The sequence below is a fragment of the Lederbergia galactosidilytica genome (assembly GCF_017873565.1).
Lineage (GTDB): Bacteria > Bacillota > Bacilli > Bacillales > Bacillaceae_C > Lederbergia > Lederbergia galactosidilytica.
In genome coordinates, this window is the sequence record NZ_JAGGKH010000022.1 from 21,797 (window position 1) to 40,781 (window position 18,985).

General features: G+C 38.1%; 17 protein-coding genes. All 17 read right to left on the reverse strand.

Going from position 1 to position 18,985, the window contains the following annotated elements:
* Positions 1 to 4 precede the first annotated feature (4 nt).
* Positions 5 to 1,591 (reverse strand): putative polysaccharide biosynthesis protein, encoded by a 1,587-nt coding sequence (locus J2Z23_RS18650; RefSeq protein WP_082881286.1) that lies wholly within the window; start codon positions 1,589 to 1,591, stop codon positions 5 to 7.
* A 154-nt stretch (positions 1,592 to 1,745) separates the two neighbouring features.
* Positions 1,746 to 2,282, reverse strand: coding sequence for a stage V sporulation protein T (spoVT, locus tag J2Z23_RS18655; RefSeq protein WP_057987697.1), 537 nt, complete (start codon positions 2,280 to 2,282; stop codon positions 1,746 to 1,748).
* Between the two features lie 823 nt (positions 2,283 to 3,105).
* Positions 3,106 to 6,621, reverse strand: a complete 3,516-nt coding sequence (gene mfd, locus J2Z23_RS18660) for a transcription-repair coupling factor (RefSeq protein ID WP_209974829.1) — start codon at positions 6,619 to 6,621, stop codon at positions 3,106 to 3,108.
* 487 nt (positions 6,622 to 7,108) lie between these two features.
* On the reverse strand, positions 7,109 to 7,339 hold the full coding sequence (locus J2Z23_RS18665) for an anti-sigma-F factor Fin (RefSeq protein WP_057987692.1): 231 nt from the start codon (positions 7,337 to 7,339) through the stop codon (positions 7,109 to 7,111).
* A gap of 67 nt (positions 7,340 to 7,406) precedes the next feature.
* On the reverse strand, positions 7,407 to 7,967 hold the full coding sequence (pth, locus tag J2Z23_RS18670; RefSeq protein WP_057987689.1) for an aminoacyl-tRNA hydrolase: 561 nt from the start codon (positions 7,965 to 7,967) through the stop codon (positions 7,407 to 7,409).
* Between the two features lie 196 nt (positions 7,968 to 8,163).
* Entirely contained in the window at positions 8,164 to 8,790 is a 627-nt protein-coding gene (locus J2Z23_RS18675) for a 50S ribosomal protein L25/general stress protein Ctc (RefSeq protein WP_057987687.1), read from the reverse strand.
* Between the two features lie 284 nt (positions 8,791 to 9,074).
* Entirely contained in the window at positions 9,075 to 10,034 is a 960-nt protein-coding gene (locus J2Z23_RS18680; RefSeq protein WP_057987685.1) for a ribose-phosphate diphosphokinase, read from the reverse strand.
* A 13-nt stretch (positions 10,035 to 10,047) separates the two neighbouring features.
* Entirely contained in the window at positions 10,048 to 11,421 is a 1,374-nt protein-coding gene (gene glmU, locus J2Z23_RS18685) for a bifunctional UDP-N-acetylglucosamine diphosphorylase/glucosamine-1-phosphate N-acetyltransferase GlmU (protein WP_057987683.1), read from the reverse strand.
* A gap of 273 nt (positions 11,422 to 11,694) precedes the next feature.
* Entirely contained in the window at positions 11,695 to 11,988 is a 294-nt protein-coding gene (spoVG, locus tag J2Z23_RS18690; protein WP_057987739.1) for a septation regulator SpoVG, read from the reverse strand.
* Between the two features lie 392 nt (positions 11,989 to 12,380).
* On the reverse strand, positions 12,381 to 12,755 hold the full coding sequence (locus tag J2Z23_RS18695; protein ID WP_057987681.1) for a RidA family protein: 375 nt from the start codon (positions 12,753 to 12,755) through the stop codon (positions 12,381 to 12,383).
* 46 nt (positions 12,756 to 12,801) lie between these two features.
* Positions 12,802 to 13,635 carry a pur operon repressor gene (purR, locus tag J2Z23_RS18700; protein ID WP_057987679.1) on the reverse strand — a complete coding sequence of 278 codons (834 nt, stop codon included), beginning with the start codon at positions 13,633 to 13,635 and terminating at the stop codon, positions 12,802 to 12,804.
* A 91-nt stretch (positions 13,636 to 13,726) separates the two neighbouring features.
* A complete protein-coding gene (gene ispE / locus J2Z23_RS18705; protein ID WP_057987677.1) occupies positions 13,727 to 14,581 on the reverse strand; it encodes a 4-(cytidine 5'-diphospho)-2-C-methyl-D-erythritol kinase in 855 nt (284 codons plus the stop codon).
* A gap of 563 nt (positions 14,582 to 15,144) precedes the next feature.
* Positions 15,145 to 15,330 carry a small, acid-soluble spore protein, alpha/beta type gene (locus J2Z23_RS18710; protein ID WP_057987675.1) on the reverse strand — a complete coding sequence of 62 codons (186 nt, stop codon included), beginning with the start codon at positions 15,328 to 15,330 and terminating at the stop codon, positions 15,145 to 15,147.
* 511 nt (positions 15,331 to 15,841) lie between these two features.
* A complete protein-coding gene (gene veg / locus J2Z23_RS18715) occupies positions 15,842 to 16,111 on the reverse strand; it encodes a biofilm formation stimulator Veg (protein WP_057987673.1) in 270 nt (89 codons plus the stop codon).
* Positions 16,112 to 16,513: 402 nt separating this feature from the next.
* Positions 16,514 to 17,374, reverse strand: coding sequence for a sporulation peptidase YabG (yabG, locus tag J2Z23_RS18720; RefSeq protein WP_209974837.1), 861 nt, complete (start codon positions 17,372 to 17,374; stop codon positions 16,514 to 16,516).
* A gap of 160 nt (positions 17,375 to 17,534) precedes the next feature.
* Positions 17,535 to 18,413 (reverse strand): 16S rRNA (adenine(1518)-N(6)/adenine(1519)-N(6))-dimethyltransferase RsmA, encoded by an 879-nt coding sequence (gene rsmA / locus J2Z23_RS18725; RefSeq protein WP_057987671.1) that lies wholly within the window; start codon positions 18,411 to 18,413, stop codon positions 17,535 to 17,537.
* The gene (rnmV, locus tag J2Z23_RS18730) at positions 18,413 to 18,970 is read right to left on the reverse strand and encodes a ribonuclease M5 (RefSeq protein WP_057987669.1); all 558 of its coding nucleotides are present in this window, start codon (positions 18,968 to 18,970) and stop codon (positions 18,413 to 18,415) included. Before rnmV ends, rsmA begins: the two co-directional genes overlap by 1 nt.
* Between the last annotated feature and the right edge of the window lie 15 nt (positions 18,971 to 18,985).

Sequence of the window (18,985 nt, forward strand, 5' to 3'; positions counted from 1 at the left end):
CTTCTCACTTTCTGTTCGAATTAAGACGATTGAGCTTACTACTAAAAGGGAAAAAGGCAAGCTCTTCCTCTGTAAGACACCCACTTTTTAAAATAATCAATAAATAGACACACGCTCCCAAGATTACACTGGATAAAGAGAGGATCGCACTATAAATGCGGCCATCTCCTAAAAAGGAAAACAAAAATAACCATGCTTGCAAAACAATAGTCATTGCTAGTGCAGCCAAACAAACATTAGGAAGGATTTTCTTGATTGTTGCCAACAGCGAAACCCGCTTATGCAACTGCCGAATAAAGAGGGTAGCCATAACAGCTAAACCGATGACTGTTGATAGAGAAGCACCCATTGTTCCTAATAATGATACCCCTATATAATTGCCGATTATTTTAATGCCTAGTCCCAGTAAAATATATTTTACTACAACCAATACATAACCTAATGCTTGTAAAATTCCTGTACAAATTAAAATCAAAGAGCTAAATAAAATAGCAATAGCTAAAACAGACAACACTCCAGAACCTTGATCATTCGCAAATAACATTATATTGGTTGGCTTAATAATATTTATAAGCCCCATAGTCGCTCCAATCGCGACCACAAGTGTTATTTTCAATGCACTAGCTGTTCTTATTTGAATAGTGGCTTCATCACCTTTTATCCAAGCAGCTGTTACAATCGGCACGAGGGCTAGTGAAAATGAGGATGCGACAACCGTTCCTAATTGAATGAGCGGTTGTCCACGGTCAAAGATTCCCTTTAATGCTTTAGCCTTTTCTATTTCTATCCCTGAGCTTGTCAATATTGAATATATACTAAAGGAATCAACAAATTGAAATAAAATAAGCACTAATCCACTAAGACAAAAAACAGCCCCATGAACAAGAACGATTTGTGCAGTTGTATAAAACTTTTTCCAGGATAGGCCCTTCATAAATAATAAAGAGAACATTTTTCTTTTAAGCATATAGCCGAGGAGAATCCCTACTCCAATCGTTCCACCAATAAAGGAGCCTGCAATTGCACCAGTCCCAACATCATATAGCGAATATCCTTGTCTGGTTAAAATTATAGCCGCTCCCATAATAATGAACACTCTAACTGTTTGCTCTACCACTTGGCTAGTTGCAGTCGGAAGCATATCACCTGTACTTTGAAAATATCCTCGACTTATCGATAAAAATGGCAACAGTAAAAACATAAAAGCTGTCATCTTAATTAAAGTGGTTAATTGCGCGTCCCCCATCCATTGGGCAATCAGGGAAGCACCAAAGAAAAAGCAACAAAATAAGCTGATCCCCACAATAAGAAGTGTAATCAAAGCTGCTTGCATGCGATGGGCTAAGTATTCCCGCTTTCCAGTTCCATCCTCAGCAGCCAACTTAGAAATAATCACCGGAAATCCGGATGTAGCCAAAATCATTCCGACCCCGTAGATAGGGTACACTTGCTGATAGATATAGAAGCCAATATCACCAACGATATTTTGATATGGGACTCGATATACAGCACTTAAAATTTTTACAATAAAAGCAGCGATTGTTAATATAAACGCGCCCTTCATATATTGATTGTTTGTTTGTAGAGACAATAGCTGTTCTCGCCTTTCGCTAATCCTTAGAATAACAAGTATTATACCATGTTTTCAATTCATTCTTAATTTGCAACATAACAAAAACCCGAGCATAATTTCACTCGGGTTATCCGTGATTCAAAAATAAATTATTTATCAAAAAATTATTCCTTTATGACTCCATCTGTCTGGCAAGGAAGCTCGCCGCTGTTTCAGCAGATTTGTGTTCAATTTCACCAATGGTGCGGTCTTTAGAAAAAATGACAACAGCCCCAATCGGATCACCACTCGCAATTATTGGCGACACAGCATAAGAAGTCAATTCTTCTTGATTCCCTTCCACTAAAATTGTATTACCAGCATTTTTTTCAATTCGGGAAGTTCGATCTGCCATTGACCTTTCAATTACTTCACCATTATGTTTATTCATGTATTCCTTTTTAGAAGTCCCTGCTACAGCAATGACGCCATCGCGGTCGCAAATTAAAATGGAACTACCTAAGCTTTCAAATAAGGCTTCTGCATATTCCTTAGCAAAATCCCCGAGTTCACTAATAGGTGAATATTTCTTTAAGATAACTTCGCCGTCCCGATCCACAAAAATCTCAAGTGGATCTCCCTCACGGATTCTTAAAGTTCTACGGATTTCTTTTGGGATAACCACCCTTCCCAAATCATCGATTCGACGAACGATTCCAGTTGCTTTCATCTTAAGCTGCCTCACTTTCATCTGATGATTTCCAAAGACACTAACCCCTAAAAAACACGGTTGGAAAATCTTTACCAAATAAGGAAGTGTCTCTGCTATTTAGCTTTCATTTCCATCGGTTGTTAAATTTAGTATCTTTCAGATGAAAAGTTCTATTCATAAATTCACTTATTTTTTTAACAGGGTTCGCAAAAAGCCTTGATTTAATTATTAAACCTCGGTAGCCACAATATATTTCCATCCAAAATACTTATCAAAACAAGTACCAGCCTTTTCATTTTAGCTTGCATAGACGGTAGGATCGGGGGCAAATAACCTTGAACCTATCAAGGGAAAATTGCCCTTTCAAGATTTAAGAACATTTGCCTGTCGCCCCTTGGCAGCCGTCTTTTACCATTCATAGTTTCCTTTATCTCAGACCAGCAGGATTCGAGTCTGAACGGTGTTGCACTAGATAGCGCATCCTTAGCCGTTCATCCTTACAAGACTCAACTTTGTACGCAGCTGAACAGTCGCCTTCGCTTTTCTTTTGTCTAGCTTCGGCTCCTACCTGCTAGCAAACTTTCAGTGCCTTCCTATGATAAGTCAACATCGGCTCATGCTTCGCCGTGTTTCCTTTATCTCGTCAGGCCCTTAGAAAGTTTGTACGCAGCTGAACAGTCGCCTTCGCTTTTCTTTTGTCTAGCTTCGGCTCCTACCTGCTAGCAAACTTTCAGTGCCTTCCTATGATAAGTCAACATCGGCTCATGCTTCGCCGTGTTTCCTTTATCTCGTCAGGCCCTTAGAAAGTTTGTACGCAGCTGAACAGTCGCCTTCGCTTTTCTTACTTCTTCGCTGTTTTTAGGTCTCGCATCATTTTTTTGACCATTTCTAGCCATTCTTGCTGAGGCATTTTGCCAATTTGGATGGTAATTTTTAATTGGGAACCATCCATCCCAAGGCCAACTTTTCTTCCGAATTGACTACAGATTTTAAACACTTTTGATCCATCGGTTTCACCTGTACCAATCTCCGACATATGGATAGTGATTTCAGACTTGGATTGTTTGATTGACTCTAATTTGGCTTCTTTGGCATAAACTTTAATTTCAGCTACAGTAAATAATAGCTCTACCTGCTCCGGATAATCGCCAAAACGGTCAATCATTTCTTCTTGCAGTTCTCCAAGTTCTTCCAGTGTCTCAATATTTCGGAATCGCTTGTACATTTCAATCTTCTGACGTCCATCTTTTATATAAGCATCGGGAATATAAGCATCTAATTCTAATTCTACCTCAAACGCAGGCGGCTCTTGTTGATTCATTTCACCTTTACGTTCGTCAATTGCTTCTTTCAGCATTTGCGAGTACAAGTCAAAACCGACAGAATCAATAAAGCCGTGTTGCTGTGCTCCTAACAGATTTCCAGCTCCTCGGATTGATAAATCTCGCATAGCAATCTTAAAGCCCGAACCTAATTCAGTAAACTCTTTAATCGATTGTAATCTTTTTTCGGCAACCTCTGTCAATACCTTATTTCTTCTATACGTAAAATACGCATAAGCCACACGATTTGAGCGTCCAACCCGTCCACGTAATTGATAGAGCTGAGAAAGTCCCATCCGATCAGCATCATGGACAATTAAAGTATTTACATTCGGTATATCAACACCTGTTTCAATAATTGTCGTTGTGACTAATACATCAAATTCTCCGTCAAGGAAGCTAAGGATAACAGATTCTAATTCTGTCTCTGTCATTTGTCCATGTGCATAGGCCACCCTTGCGTCAGGTACTAATAATGAAACTTCTTCCGCCATTCTCTCAATATCCTCAACTCGATTATATAAGAAATAGACTTGGCCACCTCTGGCAAGTTCCCGTTCTATCGACTCTTTCACTAGAGAGCCATTATATTCCATTACAAAGGTTTGGATCGGGAAGCGGTTTTCCGGCGGTGTTTCAATAACAGATAAATCTCGTACTCCTAGCATTGACATATGCAAAGTTCTTGGAATCGGAGTTGCTGTTAAAGTTAAAACGTCAATATTGGCTTTTAGCTGTTTCAGCTTTTCCTTATGGGTAACACCAAACCGTTGTTCTTCATCGACAATTAATAAACCTAAGTCAGCGAATTGAATATCTTTAGATAAAAGGCGGTGTGTGCCGATCACAATATCCACCGTTCCGTTTTTTAACCCTTTCGATGTTTCCGTTTGTTGCTTTCTTGTACGAAAGCGACTAAGCAAACTAATATTGATAGGATAATCTTGAAATCTTTCTTTTACTGTTTCAAAGTGTTGCTGAGCTAATATTGTTGTTGGTACAAGGAAAGCGACCTGTTTTCCATCCATAATTGCCTTAAAAGCAGCTCGAATTGCCACTTCTGTTTTTCCATATCCAACATCCCCACATAAAAGTCGATCCATCGGTCTTTCACGTTCCATATCTCGCTTAATCTCCATAATGGAACGGAGCTGATCTTCTGTCTCTTGATATGGGAAAGATGTTTCTAATTCCCTTTGCATATCACCATCCGGCGAAAAGGCATAACCTTTAGCCGCTTCTCTCTCCGCATACAATTTAATTAGATCATCTGCAATATCTTTAACAGATGTTTCCACTTTCTTTTTTACACGTTTCCAGTCACTGCCGCCTAATTTATAAATTTTAGGATCTTTTCCCTCAGAGGCAACATATTTTTGCACCAAATCTATTTGTTCAACAGGTACATATAATTTGTCACTACCTTGATATCTTAAGTGCAAATAATCTTTATGGACTCCATTAATTACAAGTGTTTCTATGCCGAGGTATTTCCCGATCCCATGGTTAACATGAACGATATAATCGCCCACTTGCAATTCGGAATAGCTCTTAATCCGTTCTGCATTTGATAACTTTTGCTTTCTTTTTACTTTTCTTGTCTTTTTATTAAAGATTTCTTCTTCCGTAATGACAGCCATTTTGGATCCTTGTAATTCAAAGCCTGTAGTAAGGGATCCCTTCATAATTTGAATCCCGGGACCAGTTGATAGTGGCTTCTTCACAACGGCTGCCTCAATTTCATAATCCTCTAAAACTGAATGTAATTTATTAGCCCGCTCTTCATTAGGGGCTAAAAAAACAACGGAATATTGGTTTTTATGCCAACGGTCCACTTCCCCCTTTAATAAATGCATCTGACCATGAAAATTTTGCATCGGTTTACAAGAGATATTGGAAATGTTCTGTGGATTCGTGTTAGCTATATGCCGCAAAAACATCGACAAGTAAATTTTCGGTAGTGAGCGATTTGCCGTCAGTAACTCTGAAAACTGTAGGGATACAGGGACATCATGCACCATTTCTCCCTGTTCCAATAATGATGTATACCACTCGGCCTCTTCTTTTTCCAATCTTTCATTCATCTCTTGTATGCGACTCATCTCATCAAGGATAAGTAAGCCATTACTAGAAAGATAATCTAGTAAACTTGCTGCAGGGTCATATTCAAAAGATAAATATTTGAAAAATTGCTCTGGTTTCTGACCATTTCGTAATTGTTCCAGGTCATACCCAATCTTCTCTGCCATTTTGGCTTTTGCATCTTGGCTTCTTAATTTTTTCAATGAGTTCGCAAGTGCGGCCTCCAATTTAGTGGCAATAACCTTTAAACGTTCCTGATCTACAGGTGATTCTGTAGCTGGACCAATCAAAACTTCTTCTCTTTTTTCTTTTGAACGTTGATCTTCTAAAGAAAACGTTCGAATAGAATCTACTTCTGTATCAAATAATTCAATTCGTATAGGATCTGTTTCAGTTAAGGGATAGATATCGATTATTCCCCCACGCATACTAAATTCTCCTGGGGCACTGACCATATCTGTCCGTTGATATCCCATTTCCACAAACCGGAGGATTTCTTCCTCTACATTTACCTCTCCTCCAACCTTAATGGACAAAAGATGCTTTTTCCATTCCGTCGGTGTAGGCAAAATTCTCCTTACCCCTGCAACAGGCACAACGAAAACCCCGGGTTGCCCGGAAGCCATATAATTAAGTGTCTCAATTCGTTGTGCACGCAATTCTGGGCTGGCTATGCCAATCTCCGCAGCAATTAGTTCATTTGCTGGATAAAGAAATAAACGGTCTTCATCCATCAATTGCTGCAAATCTTCGTAAATCTTCTGAGCTTGCAGTAGATTATGAGTAACAACAATAATTGACTTTTCAGTTTTCTTGGCAATAGATGCAATGACTACAGACCTTGCAGAACCCGTTAATCCTGAAACCAACTGTTCATCTAAGTGCTCATCTATTCCAGATAAAATCGATTGTATTTCCGTTTGTTGTGTAATTAAATTTGTTAATGCTTCCATGACTTACTCCTTTTTTCAAAAGCTTTGAACAAAAGCGCAAGGCGCCTACCTAACGGCAACAAGCAAATATTCAAAATCTATATAAAGCCAATTTGACTATTTTAGATCAAGTTATTTGGCCTAAGCGGTTGGCCCCGAAGTTGGATGACGATCTTTCCTATCAGAATTTATCCACAAGCTAAGGTTTTATAGTTTCTTAAAGCACAGGCAAAGCCCAAGTGCCCGTATGACATACAAAGAATAAACGGCTAAAGACGCCACTTCATTGGTAACACCGTTCTAACCAACTTTCTGTTGACCCTAACTCGCTAACAGAAAAATGCTTTGGATGTTACTCCAAAGCGTTTAAAGGATGTTCAAAAAGTCCTTAAAATGATGGTCTATCGTTTTAATTCTACGGAGCATGTAGGATCCTAAACCTCCATGGCTAAGACAGTAGCAGCCTTAGCCAACTTGGTCCTCATATCTTCCTCTTTGAACATGCGCTTTAATGAATAAAAAAGTCATATTGATGCAAATCGGGATTTTCTTCAAAAGCTCCTTGGCAATTCTCACAAATCGTTTGGATTTGTATATCGCCGTTCCCTCTATAAGTTATCATTTCTTCTTTTTCATTTTCCTTCAATTGATGAATGCCCAATTCTTCCTCAGTTAGCAATCCACCATCAATTTCGCCTACCTTTGTTGCACAATGACGGCAAAAATAATGAACTCGCATGATCTCGAGCCTCCTTACAAACAATCGGTTCATATAGTATGAACAAGTTTATAAGGAGTTATTCACATTAGGCATTAAATTGATTCATAACTTCCAGAAATGGCTTTTCAAACCAAGCCTCACAGGCGTCTGTACATTTATCGATGACCATCTTCATGTCTCGCCATTCCTCTTTAGAGAACTTTCCTAGTACATAATCTGGTACAGTCATTCCTACTGGTGGCCGATTAATCCCTACACGAATACGATTAAACTCTTGTGACCCTAAATGGGCAATCATTGATTTTATTCCATTGTGGCCACCAGCACTTCCCTTTTGTCTTAGGCGGATCTTCCCTACTGGCAAATCTAAATCATCATAAATCACTAATAAATCTTCTTGCTTTATTTCAAAGTAATCCATCATAGGGCGGATACAGTCTCCCGATAAATTCATATAGGTGAGAGGTTTTACAATAAGGATTTTTTCCCCATTATGATGAATTATAGAATACAAACCATTAAATTTTGTCTTTGTTAAAGGAACCCCATTTCGATCAGCTAAGCAGTCTACTACTTCAAAGCCAATATTGTGCCTTGTTTGATTATATGATCGACCTGGATTTCCTAATCCAGCAATTAATTTCATTATCTATACACTCCAATATATCACCATGGCCATTCCCTTTATTATACAGGAAAGCCTCCCTTAAAAGAACTGCCATTTTCAATTCATATTAAATGAGCACAGAGACAAAGCGCAGCCTTGCTTCGGCTGCGCAATCTCACTCTTATATGACTAATGTCCAGTTTATCTAAAAGATATCCCTGGTTGTACTCTTCTATTATGCTTCAGCAGATTTATCTTCACCGATGACTTCTGGCTCAGTTTGAGTTGCTGAATCATCGGATTCTTCCACTTCTTCTCTTGGTGGTTGTACCGTAACAATTGCTTCTATGTCTTCGTGGTTAATCGTGATATTATATTTATCTTTAATATCTCCTACTGTTAAGGTATCACCTATTTGCTGATCAGTGATATCTACTTCAAATACCTCTGGGATATTTTTCGGTGTTGCAGTCACACTTAATTCGTAAAGAATTTGTTGGAGAACCCCACCTTGCTTAGCTCCTTCTGCTTCACCGACCAGTTCAACACGAACTTGAGCTTCAATTTCTTGCTTCATATCGACTGCTAGAAAGTCGGCATGTGTTACTTCATTTTTCAACGGGTCTTGTTGATATTCATGAAGAATAACATTAACCTTATTTCCCCCTAAATCTAGGGATATAACACCGTTTCTCCCAACCTCACGCATCGTTTTAACAAATTCGATACTATTAACAAAGATTGGTGTATTTTCAACTTGATAACCGTATAAAACGGCTGGAATATCTCCACGTTCGCGAATTTCTGTTAATTGTGAACGACGTCCGTGTTCACGACGATTTGCAGTTAAAACTGATTCCATTAATGACACGACCTCTCCCAATTATTCAAAATATTATATTCCTATCTATACCCTACCATATAAGAAAATAAACTTCTAATGAAAAGGTTTTAAATCTAGGAATAATCTGAATTCGCCAAATTGAAGAGAAACTAAATTTCCCCGAAATATTCCAAGAGAAACCCGTAAACACAATATACACAGCTATTCCAAATACTTTACATTGAACTCAAAACAATCTCTTTTAAAAAAGGAGAACAACCAACAAATGTCCCTCATTTGCTAGTTGTACCCCTATGAATAAATCAATCAAATAATGTACTTACAGATAAATTTTCATGGACGCGAATAATGGCTTCACTTAATAGGGAAGCAACAGAAAGCTCCTTAATCTTATCGATTTTCTTCTCTGCAGGAAGTGCAATAGAGTTTGTAATAACTAATTCTTTAATATTAGAACTTTCAATTCGCTCTATAGCTGGTCCGGATAAAACAGGGTGTGTACAACATGCATACACTTCCTTCGCTCCATTTTCTTCAAGTGCCTTTGCAGCAAGCGTGATCGTTCCAGCAGTATCAATAATGTCATCAATTAAGATAGCGACCTTTCCATCTACATGTCCAACAATATTCATGATCTCCGCCACATTTGGGCGAGGACGACGCTTATCAATAATTGCGATTGGCGCCTTCAAACGATCGGCCAGCTTTCTAGCGCGTGTAACACCGCCATGGTCCGGAGAAACAATTACAATTTCATCTTTTGTATAATTCTTTGCTTTAAAATACTCTCCTAAGATCGGTACGCCCATTAAGTGATCGATTGGAATATCAAAGAATCCTTGAATTTGCGGTGCATGTAGATCTAACGTAATAAGGCGAGTCGCCCCAGCTGTTTCAATTAAATTGGCAACTAGTTTAGCTGTAATTGGTTCTCTTGCTCTAGCCTTCCGATCTTGGCGCGCATAACCGTAGTAAGGTAAAACAATATTAATTGTTTTTGCGGAAGCTCTCTTTAATGCATCAATCATAATTAAAAGTTCCATTAAATTATGATTAACAGGGGAACTTGTTGACTGTACAACGTAGACATCACAGCCACGAATACTTTCCTCAATATTAATTTGAATTTCACCATCACTAAAGTTATGGACCGAACATTTCCCCAGTTCCATTCCTACAATATCGGCAATTTCTTGCGCCAATGCACGATTCGAACTCAATGAAAAAATTTTCAAGCTGGGGTCAAGATATTGATTTGACATTTTGAGCCTCCAATTAATTATCCAAATTTAGTTTCTTGACATAATCTTCTTTATTAACCTGTCTAGCGCGTGCAATCGATAAGGCCTTTTCAGGTACATCATCCGTAATCGTTGAACCTGCAGCTATATAAGAATTTTTCTTAATCGTCACAGGAGCAATAAGATTTGAATTACACCCAACAAAAACATCATCCTCAATTTTTGTTAGTGCTTTATTCTTTCCGTCATAATTCACCGTAATTGAACCACAACCTAAATTAACATTAGATCCTACCTCAGCATCACCAATATAGCTCAAGTGTGAGGCCTTGCTACCCTTACCAAAGTCAACCTTTTTAAGCTCAACAAAATTACCGATCTTCACTTCATCATGAATGGTTGATTGTGGTCGGATATGTGCATAAGGACCAATATTAACATAGGAACCAATCGAACTATCATGAACAACAGATTGGCGAATGTTAGTATTAGAACCCACAATAGCATTCATTAATTCACTATGTGGTCCAATCTGACAATCATCCCCAATTATGGTCTTTCCTTTTATAACCGAACCTGGGTGAATAATGGTATCCATTCCAATTTCCACATCTGTATCAATATAAGTATTAGCAGGATCAATGATTGTCACACCATTTGCCATGTGTTTTTTGTTAATTCTTGTTTTCATAATCTTTTCTGCTTGAGATAGCGCTAAACGATCATTTATTCCCATCGTTTCACTGAAATCATTTGTTTGAAAAGCTGAGACAATTTCATTCTTAGCTTTCAAAATTTCAATGACATCTGTCAAATAATACTCCCCTTGAGAATTATCATTTGAAACTTCTGCAAGTGCTTGAAATAAAGCTAGATTATCGAAACAGTACATGCCGGTGTTAATTTCTTTCACATTCTTTTCTTCTTCATTCGCATCCTTATGTTCGACAATTTTTTCAACTTGTCCGGCTTGATTACGAATGACTCTACCGTATCCAGTTGGTTCTTCCGTATAGGCTGTTAAAACCGTTGCTTTTGCTTGCTGTTGCTTATGTGCCTCAAACAAAGCTTCTAAAGTATCCGTACTAATAAGAGGGGTGTCGCCACAGATTACTAGTGTAGTCCCTTCTTTTCCATCTAGTAATTCCCTAGCTTGCATCACAGCATGGGCTGTGCCAAGTTGTTTTTCCTGAATCACAAATTCACTTCTATTTTCTAACTGTGCCTTCACCAGCTCTGCTCCATGCCCGACAACTGTTACCGTTTTACTTACTTGAAGCTGCGCAATATTATCTACAATATGTTCTACCATCGGTTTTCCACAAACCGGATGAAGTACCTTATAAAATTTCGACTTCATTCGGGTCCCGAGTCCTGCTGCAAGAATAACAGCAAATCTATTCGCCATAAACGGCCCTCCAATAACCTTTTTTCCATTATTGAATATATCTTATCTAATGGTTTTTTTCAAGAAATCCAGTAATTTCTATAAAAAGATGACACAATATGTTTAGTATAAGCATCATTGGGGAAATAAGAAAGGGATCGACACAAATAGGGGAAAATTGGAAGAGTAGCTAGTATTGGGAATTTAGAATACAAATCTGGTTGTCTACCCTCAACCTTTTAAATAAAATGCAAAACCCTGCTCAAAGGCAGGGTCTCAATCAAGTTTATCTGTTTAAGAGGCCCCAGCTTCTTCCAATTCTGGTTCTCCTACTTCTCCTAAACGATGATATTCAGCCAAAACAGCATCCTGGATTTTGCTGCGAGTGTTTGAATTGATCGGATGAGCAATATCCCGAAATTCTCCATCTGGAGTGCGTTTACTTGGCATTGCCACAAATAGTCCGTTATTGCCGTCAATAACACGTATGTCGTGTACGACGAATTCTTCATCAAGCGTAATCGATGCAATCGCTCTCATTCTACCTTCTGTGTTTACTCGTCGTAATCTCACGTCGGTTACTTCCATTGTGCTCACCACCTTCTCTTCCCAAGATCGACATAAATATGTATTCAACATAAATTTCGAATCTCCTTCTTTATAACGTAAATTTTTTTAAAATTTGTAAACTTATCGAGAAAAGTAGTGCTTGTCACTCTCTCCCAAGAAGAAGATAAGGTTATGGCACGATTTAAATAGACCGAGTGTGAGAATATAGACGGTTGTAGGAAGACTCTTGAACCTAAGAAGGAAAAGCTTATATTTTTCCCTCTTAAGTTTAATTCTTAGCAAAATAGCAGCAAAAATAAAGCGTTGGTCTTACTGCACTCTGACGCCTAAACCTAGAGCTAATTGGCGTTAGACGGTATCCATACTCTTTTCTATCCTTTTTATAAAGCAATAGAAGAAAGAGCTTGATCCTATTTTACTTGTGCTATTACTTCAATTTCTAGTAATACATCCTTTGGGAGTCTTGCTACTTCCACACAAGAACGAGCTGGTTTATGAGTTGAGAAGTAACTTCCATATACCTCATTAATAGTGGCAAAATCATCCATATTTTGAATAAATACAGTTGTTTTGATGACTGTTTCTAAAGATGCTCCAGCTTCTTCTAATACGGCCAGAAGATTTCGGAAGACTTGGTGGGTCTGTTCCACAACGCCACCAGGAACAATTTCACCTTCCGGGGTTAGAGGGATTTGACCAGAACTATAAAACATTTGATTAACAATAATCCCCTGCGAATATGGGCCAATTGCCGCAGGCGCTTGATTTGTTGATACAATTTTCATATTGAATCCTCTCCCTTTTCTGGATATACAGATTTTTGTTTACTTTTTATAGAAAGTCCACTTGACCAGAGAAGTAATTTCCCTTTGTCACAGTGATTTTCTTTTCTTTCATGTCAACATTAGCTAACTTTGCGAGAGAAATATACTCGTTAACCAATCGCTCTTCCTGATATTCCGACTCCACTAGCACACCGATTCCTGCTACTGTTGCATTGAACTCTTTAAGCAGATCAACCATCCCATTAATCGTTCCTCCGGCCTTCATAAAGTCATCCACAATTAAAACACGTGAACCTTCTTTCAAGCTACGCTTTGAAAGAGACATCATTTGAATGCGTTTAGACGATCCGGAAACATAATTAATACTTACTGTTGATCCTTCTGTTACTTTATTATCTCTTCTAACAGTAATAAATGGTACGTTCAACTGATGAGCAACAGTTTGAGCAATCGGAATACCTTTTGTTGCAACTGTCATCACAACATCAATATTTAAATCCGACACAGCCGAGGCCAGCAATTTGCCTACCTCATTTAAAATCTGCGAATCCCCTAATAAATCGGTCATATATAGATAACCACCGGGAAGTAAGCGTTCAGGATCAGCAATTAATTCACATAAATGGTGGATAAATTCCTCAGCTTCCTCTTGTTTGATCTTCGGAATATATTTAACCCCGCCAGCAGCTCCAGATACAGTTTGAAGTGTACCGATTCCCCTATTTTCAAAGGTTTCTTTTATAATCACCAAATCCTCACTAATAGAAGACTTTGCCGCCTGATATAAACCAGAAAAGTGAGTTAACGACACAAGCTCTCGCGGATGATTCATTAAATAATATGTCATGTCCACAAGGCGCTCGCTACGACGAAATTTCATTCTTTAACCTCCTGCACAACCAAAAATACGAATGTTAATATAATTAATATACATGATCGTACGGATACAAACAAGATTTAACTTGTCCTTACTAATGCCCCAACATTCTTACAGCAAATACTTGACTACAAAAGCCACGTAAACCATTATAAACTCTATGAAGCCTTGAATCATGTTGAACAAGACCAAAGACAGTCGGCCCACTCCCACTCATCAATACCGCATCTGCCCCGAATTTCTCCATCTGTTCTTTAATTAAGGCCACTTCCGGATACATTTTTAAAGTAACTTCTTCAAGTGCATTTCCTAAGTTATTACAGATTCCCTGATAAGATTGCCCGTTTAATGCTTCTATCATGGCTGTCGTATTTGGATGAACAACATTTCTCATATTTACATTCTTATATATTTCTGCTGTGGATACACCTATTTCCGGTTTAGCTAAAATTACCCAACAATTGGGTGGCGTTGGCAGGGGCGAGATTTTCTCTCCCCTTCCTTGTGCTAATGCCGTTCCCCCATGTACACAGAAAGAAACATCCGAGCCAATTTCTGAACCAATCTGGGCAAGTTCTTCAGTCGATAGATGAAGTCCCCAAATTTCATTAAGCCCCTTAAGAGTAGCAGCTGCATCACTACTACCACCAGCTAGTCCAGCTGCTACAGGAATAGCTTTATCAATTGAAATTTGTACACCTTGTTTAATTCTAAATCTCTTTTTCAGCAAATTAGCCGCTTGATAAGCTAAATTTCGCTGATCATCTGGAACATAGCGACTTTGTGATGTCACTTCAATTCGATCTTCTTCCAATAGAACCAACTCTAAGCGGTCAGCCAAATCAATGGTCGTCATAACCATTTCGATCTCATGATATCCATCTGATCGTTTACCTAGTATATCAAGGGATAAATTAATTTTTGCTGGTGCTTTTACCAACAATCGCATGAAATTCACCTGCTTATTTTCCCATCTGTTTATTTAAGAAGAGCGCAAGCACCTTGGTATTGGAAGAACGACTATATCCTCATCGTCCTGGTACAACGCCATTCTGACTAACACCCTAATCCTCTCCGACAAGAAATGTTCTAAGGCAAAAAAACAGTTTGACTTTTATTTCCATCATTTTTTTGTAGAACATTATCTAAACACCGCTTCATGTGGCAACGCCGATGGACTTGCTTCCTGCGAGCCTCTAGGGCTATAACTGCCTCTAATAATGGACAAACTTTAATACCTCTTACTTCAAAGATGTAAGATTTACACCATTCACTTTACGCTCATTTGAATAAAATAAATCATACCAAATTGTAGCTTAGGACGCTAGATACTTTATTTTAACATGAAAAGGAATGGATTCATAAAAGTCTTTTCCCAACCTTACATAATTATTATTAGAGCGCTTATAGATGGGAGCAATTAGATTAATAAACATTTTTAGGCTAATAAAGAAGCCGAAGCACTCGGCTTCGGCTGCGGGAATTTGTATTTTGTTTCAAGGTTGATTCAGATCACAAATTATCAGGTTTATTAGAAAGTTGTTTTTCTGCAATTTCAATGGCCCTTTTCACCATATTTCCCGCATCTCTGGCTTTTATTCCGCCCCATCCTTCTTTCTGGACGACATCATAAAATCCCAGTTCTTTTGCCAACTCTTCTTTCATCTGATCAGACATGATCCCTCTTCTACGACCCAAAACAAACTCCTCCTTTACCCGCCTTTTTATTCTAAACATTGAAGGTGTATTTTATCCTGGTTAGTAGTGGAATCTATTATGCAAGAATGAACACATAAATTGCCTGTTCAACTGGAATAACGAAAATCAACTCCACTAGAAGCGTACTATCTTAGCGGAGAGGCAAAAATACAACATCCTTTTGCTTCAGTTGCACTAGCATACCTCTGTATGTCGCAATCGTTATGAGCAACTGTCTTAGCCAAAGGTAAAAATTATAAAAATAACTGTTTTAGGACCGCTAAGCTTGCTAGCTTCTGTATCGTTTTGATTCAAATCACGCAGGCTAATTGATTTTGAATACTAGAATGGCGGGTTACCCGTAATAGGTTCAGTTATTTCACTCCAAGCGTTTGCGCCTGTATCGACTAATCTTAAAAAGAGACTGACATTTCGCTAGGCATTGAACCGAGGTTGACTCTCATTGTAAAAACTCCCATAAATGCAAAAACAGCAGTAAACTTTTATTAGTTTACTGCTGCCCTAGTGCTAAACTTCCCGCTGTATCCTCAAAAAATGTTAATTCAACTGTTTCAGTAAGTACATCTGCATAGCTATAGGAAACACGTTCAAATGAATTTTCCTCTTGATCTAATTCGATGACAAAAACCGATGGATAAGTTTCTGCCAAAACCCCAGAACGCTCAATTGTCTTTCTGCGGCCTCCATTGGCTTTTAACATTAATCTCCTTCCTAAATTTGAATCAAGAGATCGTTTAATGCTTGCTAATGTTTTTGGCATTGGTTCCACCTCACTAATGTTTAGTATAACACAGGATGGAAAAATGGTCAAACAAATTATTAATTTTAACAGTCTTTACATTAAGTTGTCAACACTTTTTTATCTACAATATCGCCCATTTTCCTACATTTTTTAGTATGGACTTATTTCTAAAAATTATGTATAAAAGATTGGGTAAACATAAATGCACCATTTTGCATGGAAGGAAATGCGGCAGTTTAAACCCTAGTCCATTAAACCTGTTCTATATCTCACTTATGGATAGACTATAATTTTAGGAATTCCCCCACTTCAAGCAGTTCGCCAAGTGGAGGCTAACAGGTTGTTGGTCAGAACAGCATTGCGCCAGGAAGGCGCGACCTTAGCTGTTCATCCATTTGAAACAATCCCTCTTAAACCCGCTTATTCATCTATAACAGGCTTATATGGCATCCCAGTCCGTAACACACCTCTTGTTTCAATTCCCCCTATCCCCTTTTCACCAGTTAATGTATTGCGTAAAACATCCCATACATTAATTCGTTCCATAAAAGGGGTAAAGCATATTTTAGCTACAATATAAACAGGATCAAGGGCATGTATATTAACTCTTTGTGGTGAACTAGCAAAATTAGCTCCAGCATGTATAAGCGATTCAAAATGCGATTGGCAAGCCCCAGCAAAGATAACTAATTGATCAAGGCTCTGGACCTTTTTTCGAGCTTCTTTTACTGTTTCAACAAAAAACTTTGAATGTCGATATGCATTTAAGTCGAATTTCTTACCTTTAGTTTTAGAATAAGCATCATGACCAGTGATTACAAGAACATCCGGCCGATAATAATTTAATAATTCTCCAATCCGATAATGCATTTCTTTTTCATTACAGTGAACTCCGTATACAGTTACCCCTAATTCTTCATATAAACGAAGACACTTTTCTAAATAGGAGCGATCTCCATCAAGATGCAAAATCCTCCCTGGCAATTGGAAATATTCAAAATCCTGGCGATACCCCTGTGTCGCTTTAAATTCCTGTTCATGCATTAATAAGTCTAGATCTTGTCGGAATAACTCCAATGATTGATCTTCAAGCGAGCGAACAGTTGTAGACCTTTTAAGTCGATCTGATTCATCTATTGGAAGAAGATCAGCAAGTGGCGCATCCGCCATTAGCCGATAATCTTCTCCATATAGAATAGCGATCTCTTTACCATCTACTTCAAGGATATCTGTTACTCTAAAAATAATGTCACAATTATAGGATGCGCGGCCCACAATCATATTGACTTCTACCACAGTCGTCAACTCCAAAAAAATAGCATTCGTTACCTAATAGTTCCTGTTCAAAAAGGTAAATATAGCGAGAATTATTTTATTTTACCTTTCGAACATCCTCTTTTAGGCTATGCATAGCTAGCAAGCTATGTGCATATACGAATCATCAATTTGGGTTGAATAATGTCCATAAGGAATCACTTAGTTTTCCAAACTCCTCAATCGTAAGTGTTTCACCACGTCTTTTAGGATCAATATCTGTTTTATGCAAAGCGTCTAAAATAAATTCCTTTTGATCCTTTCCAAACCCATTTGATAAATTGTTTAAAATCGTCTTACGCCTTTGCGCAAAAGATTTACGAATAATATCAAAGAAGAATTCTTCATTTATAACTTGAACGGCTGGTTGCGGCCTTTTTATCAAACGAATAACTGCAGAGTCTACATTAGGCTGTGGCATAAAAACAGTTTTAGGAACAATCATCGCCGTTTCTGGGATTGTATAGTATTGGATAGCAATAGACAAAGATCCATACTCTTTTGTTCCTGGCTTTGCTGCAATTCGATCAGCCACTTCCTTTTGAAGCATGGCAACGATTCCCCTCAAAGGAAGTTGTTCTTCCAATAGCTTCATAATTATCGGGGTTGTTACATAGTAGGGCAGATTCGCAACAACCATTAAATCCTCTATACCGGCGAATTTCTCCGCAATCACTGTCTTTAAGTTTGCCTTTAAGACATCTTGATGAAGTATTTCAACATTTGTATAGGGTGATAAAGTATCTTCCAAGATCGGAAGCAAACGACCATCAATTTCAAACGCCAAGACCTTTTTGCTAGTTCTTGCTAAATGCTCTGTCAAAGCACCGATACCTGGGCCAATTTCAATAGCACCCGAATGCTTTGTTAAACCGGCTACTTCAGTAATATTCCGCAAAATATTAGGGTCAATTAAAAAATTTTGCCCCAAACTTTTTTTAAATGAAAAACCATACTTATTTAAAATCTCTTTTGTCCGTATCGGAGTAGCAATATCCTTTTGCATTATATACGCTCCTCTTGGGAAATCTTTTTTAATGCTTGTTCAAAATCAGTTTTTGAAACTTGAAACATTCTCAACCGCTTGTGAAGTTGTTTTCCGTTTGTGTAACCAATTTTTAATAATTGCCCCATTCTTTCTCTTCGTTCTTTTGATTTTGGTTCCCCAATCAAACCAGCTGTGATTAAATCCTCTTTTGTAATGACTTCTTGTTGTGATTCTAACATGGGCTGAGCATCCTTTAATGCTTCTTGAATCACTTCTACTGAAGCATGTTCCACTCCAAGCCCCTTTCCATTATGAGCAATTGCCTTTTTCTTATCAATAAAAGCATGTTTACAACCTGGCACATGCTCAGAAATAGTCTTTCGAATCTTTTCTCCCGGAAAATCTGGGTCTGTTAAAACAATCACGCCTCTTACCTTTTGGGCATGCTTAATCTTTTCAATTGTCTCCTGAGAAACAGCAGAACCATTTGTTTCAATCGTATCTGCATCTACTGATTTATGAATAGCTCGTGTATCATCTTTACCTTCTACAACAATTATTTCTTTTATTTTCATTTTTCCTCCAAAAAA

Coding starts and splice junctions, on each gene's coding strand:
- spoVT (WP_057987697.1), bottom strand. CDS start 2,282: ATGAAAGCAACTGGAATCGTTCGTCGAATCGATGATTTGGGAAGGGTG.
- mfd (WP_209974829.1), bottom strand. CDS start 6,621: ATGGAAGCATTAACAAATTTAATTACACAACAAACGGAAATACAATCG.
- J2Z23_RS18665 (WP_057987692.1), bottom strand. CDS start 7,339: ATGCGAGTTCATTATTTTTGCCGTCATTGTGCAACAAAGGTAGGCGAA.
- pth (WP_057987689.1), bottom strand. CDS start 7,967: ATGAAATTAATTGCTGGATTAGGAAATCCAGGTCGATCATATAATCAA.
- J2Z23_RS18675 (WP_057987687.1), bottom strand. CDS start 8,790: ATGGAATCAGTTTTAACTGCAAATCGTCGTGAACACGGACGTCGTTCA.
- J2Z23_RS18680 (WP_057987685.1), bottom strand. CDS start 10,034: ATGTCAAATCAATATCTTGACCCCAGCTTGAAAATTTTTTCATTGAGT.
- glmU (WP_057987683.1), bottom strand. CDS start 11,421: ATGGCGAATAGATTTGCTGTTATTCTTGCAGCAGGACTCGGGACCCGA.
- spoVG (WP_057987739.1), bottom strand. CDS start 11,988: ATGGAAGTAACCGACGTGAGATTACGACGAGTAAACACAGAAGGTAGA.
- J2Z23_RS18695 (WP_057987681.1), bottom strand. CDS start 12,755: ATGAAAATTGTATCAACAAATCAAGCGCCTGCGGCAATTGGCCCATAT.
- purR (WP_057987679.1), bottom strand. CDS start 13,635: ATGAAATTTCGTCGTAGCGAGCGCCTTGTGGACATGACATATTATTTA.
- ispE (WP_057987677.1), bottom strand. CDS start 14,581: ATGCGATTGTTGGTAAAAGCACCAGCAAAAATTAATTTATCCCTTGAT.
- veg (WP_057987673.1), bottom strand. CDS start 16,111: ATGCCAAAAACATTAGCAAGCATTAAACGATCTCTTGATTCAAATTTA.
- yabG (WP_209974837.1), bottom strand. CDS start 17,374: ATGATTGTGGGCCGCGCATCCTATAATTGTGACATTATTTTTAGAGTA.
- rsmA (WP_057987671.1), bottom strand. CDS start 18,413: ATGCAAAAGGATATTGCTACTCCGATACGGACAAAAGAGATTTTAAAT.
- rnmV (WP_057987669.1), bottom strand. CDS start 18,970: ATGAAAATAAAAGAAATAATTGTTGTAGAAGGTAAAGATGATACACGA.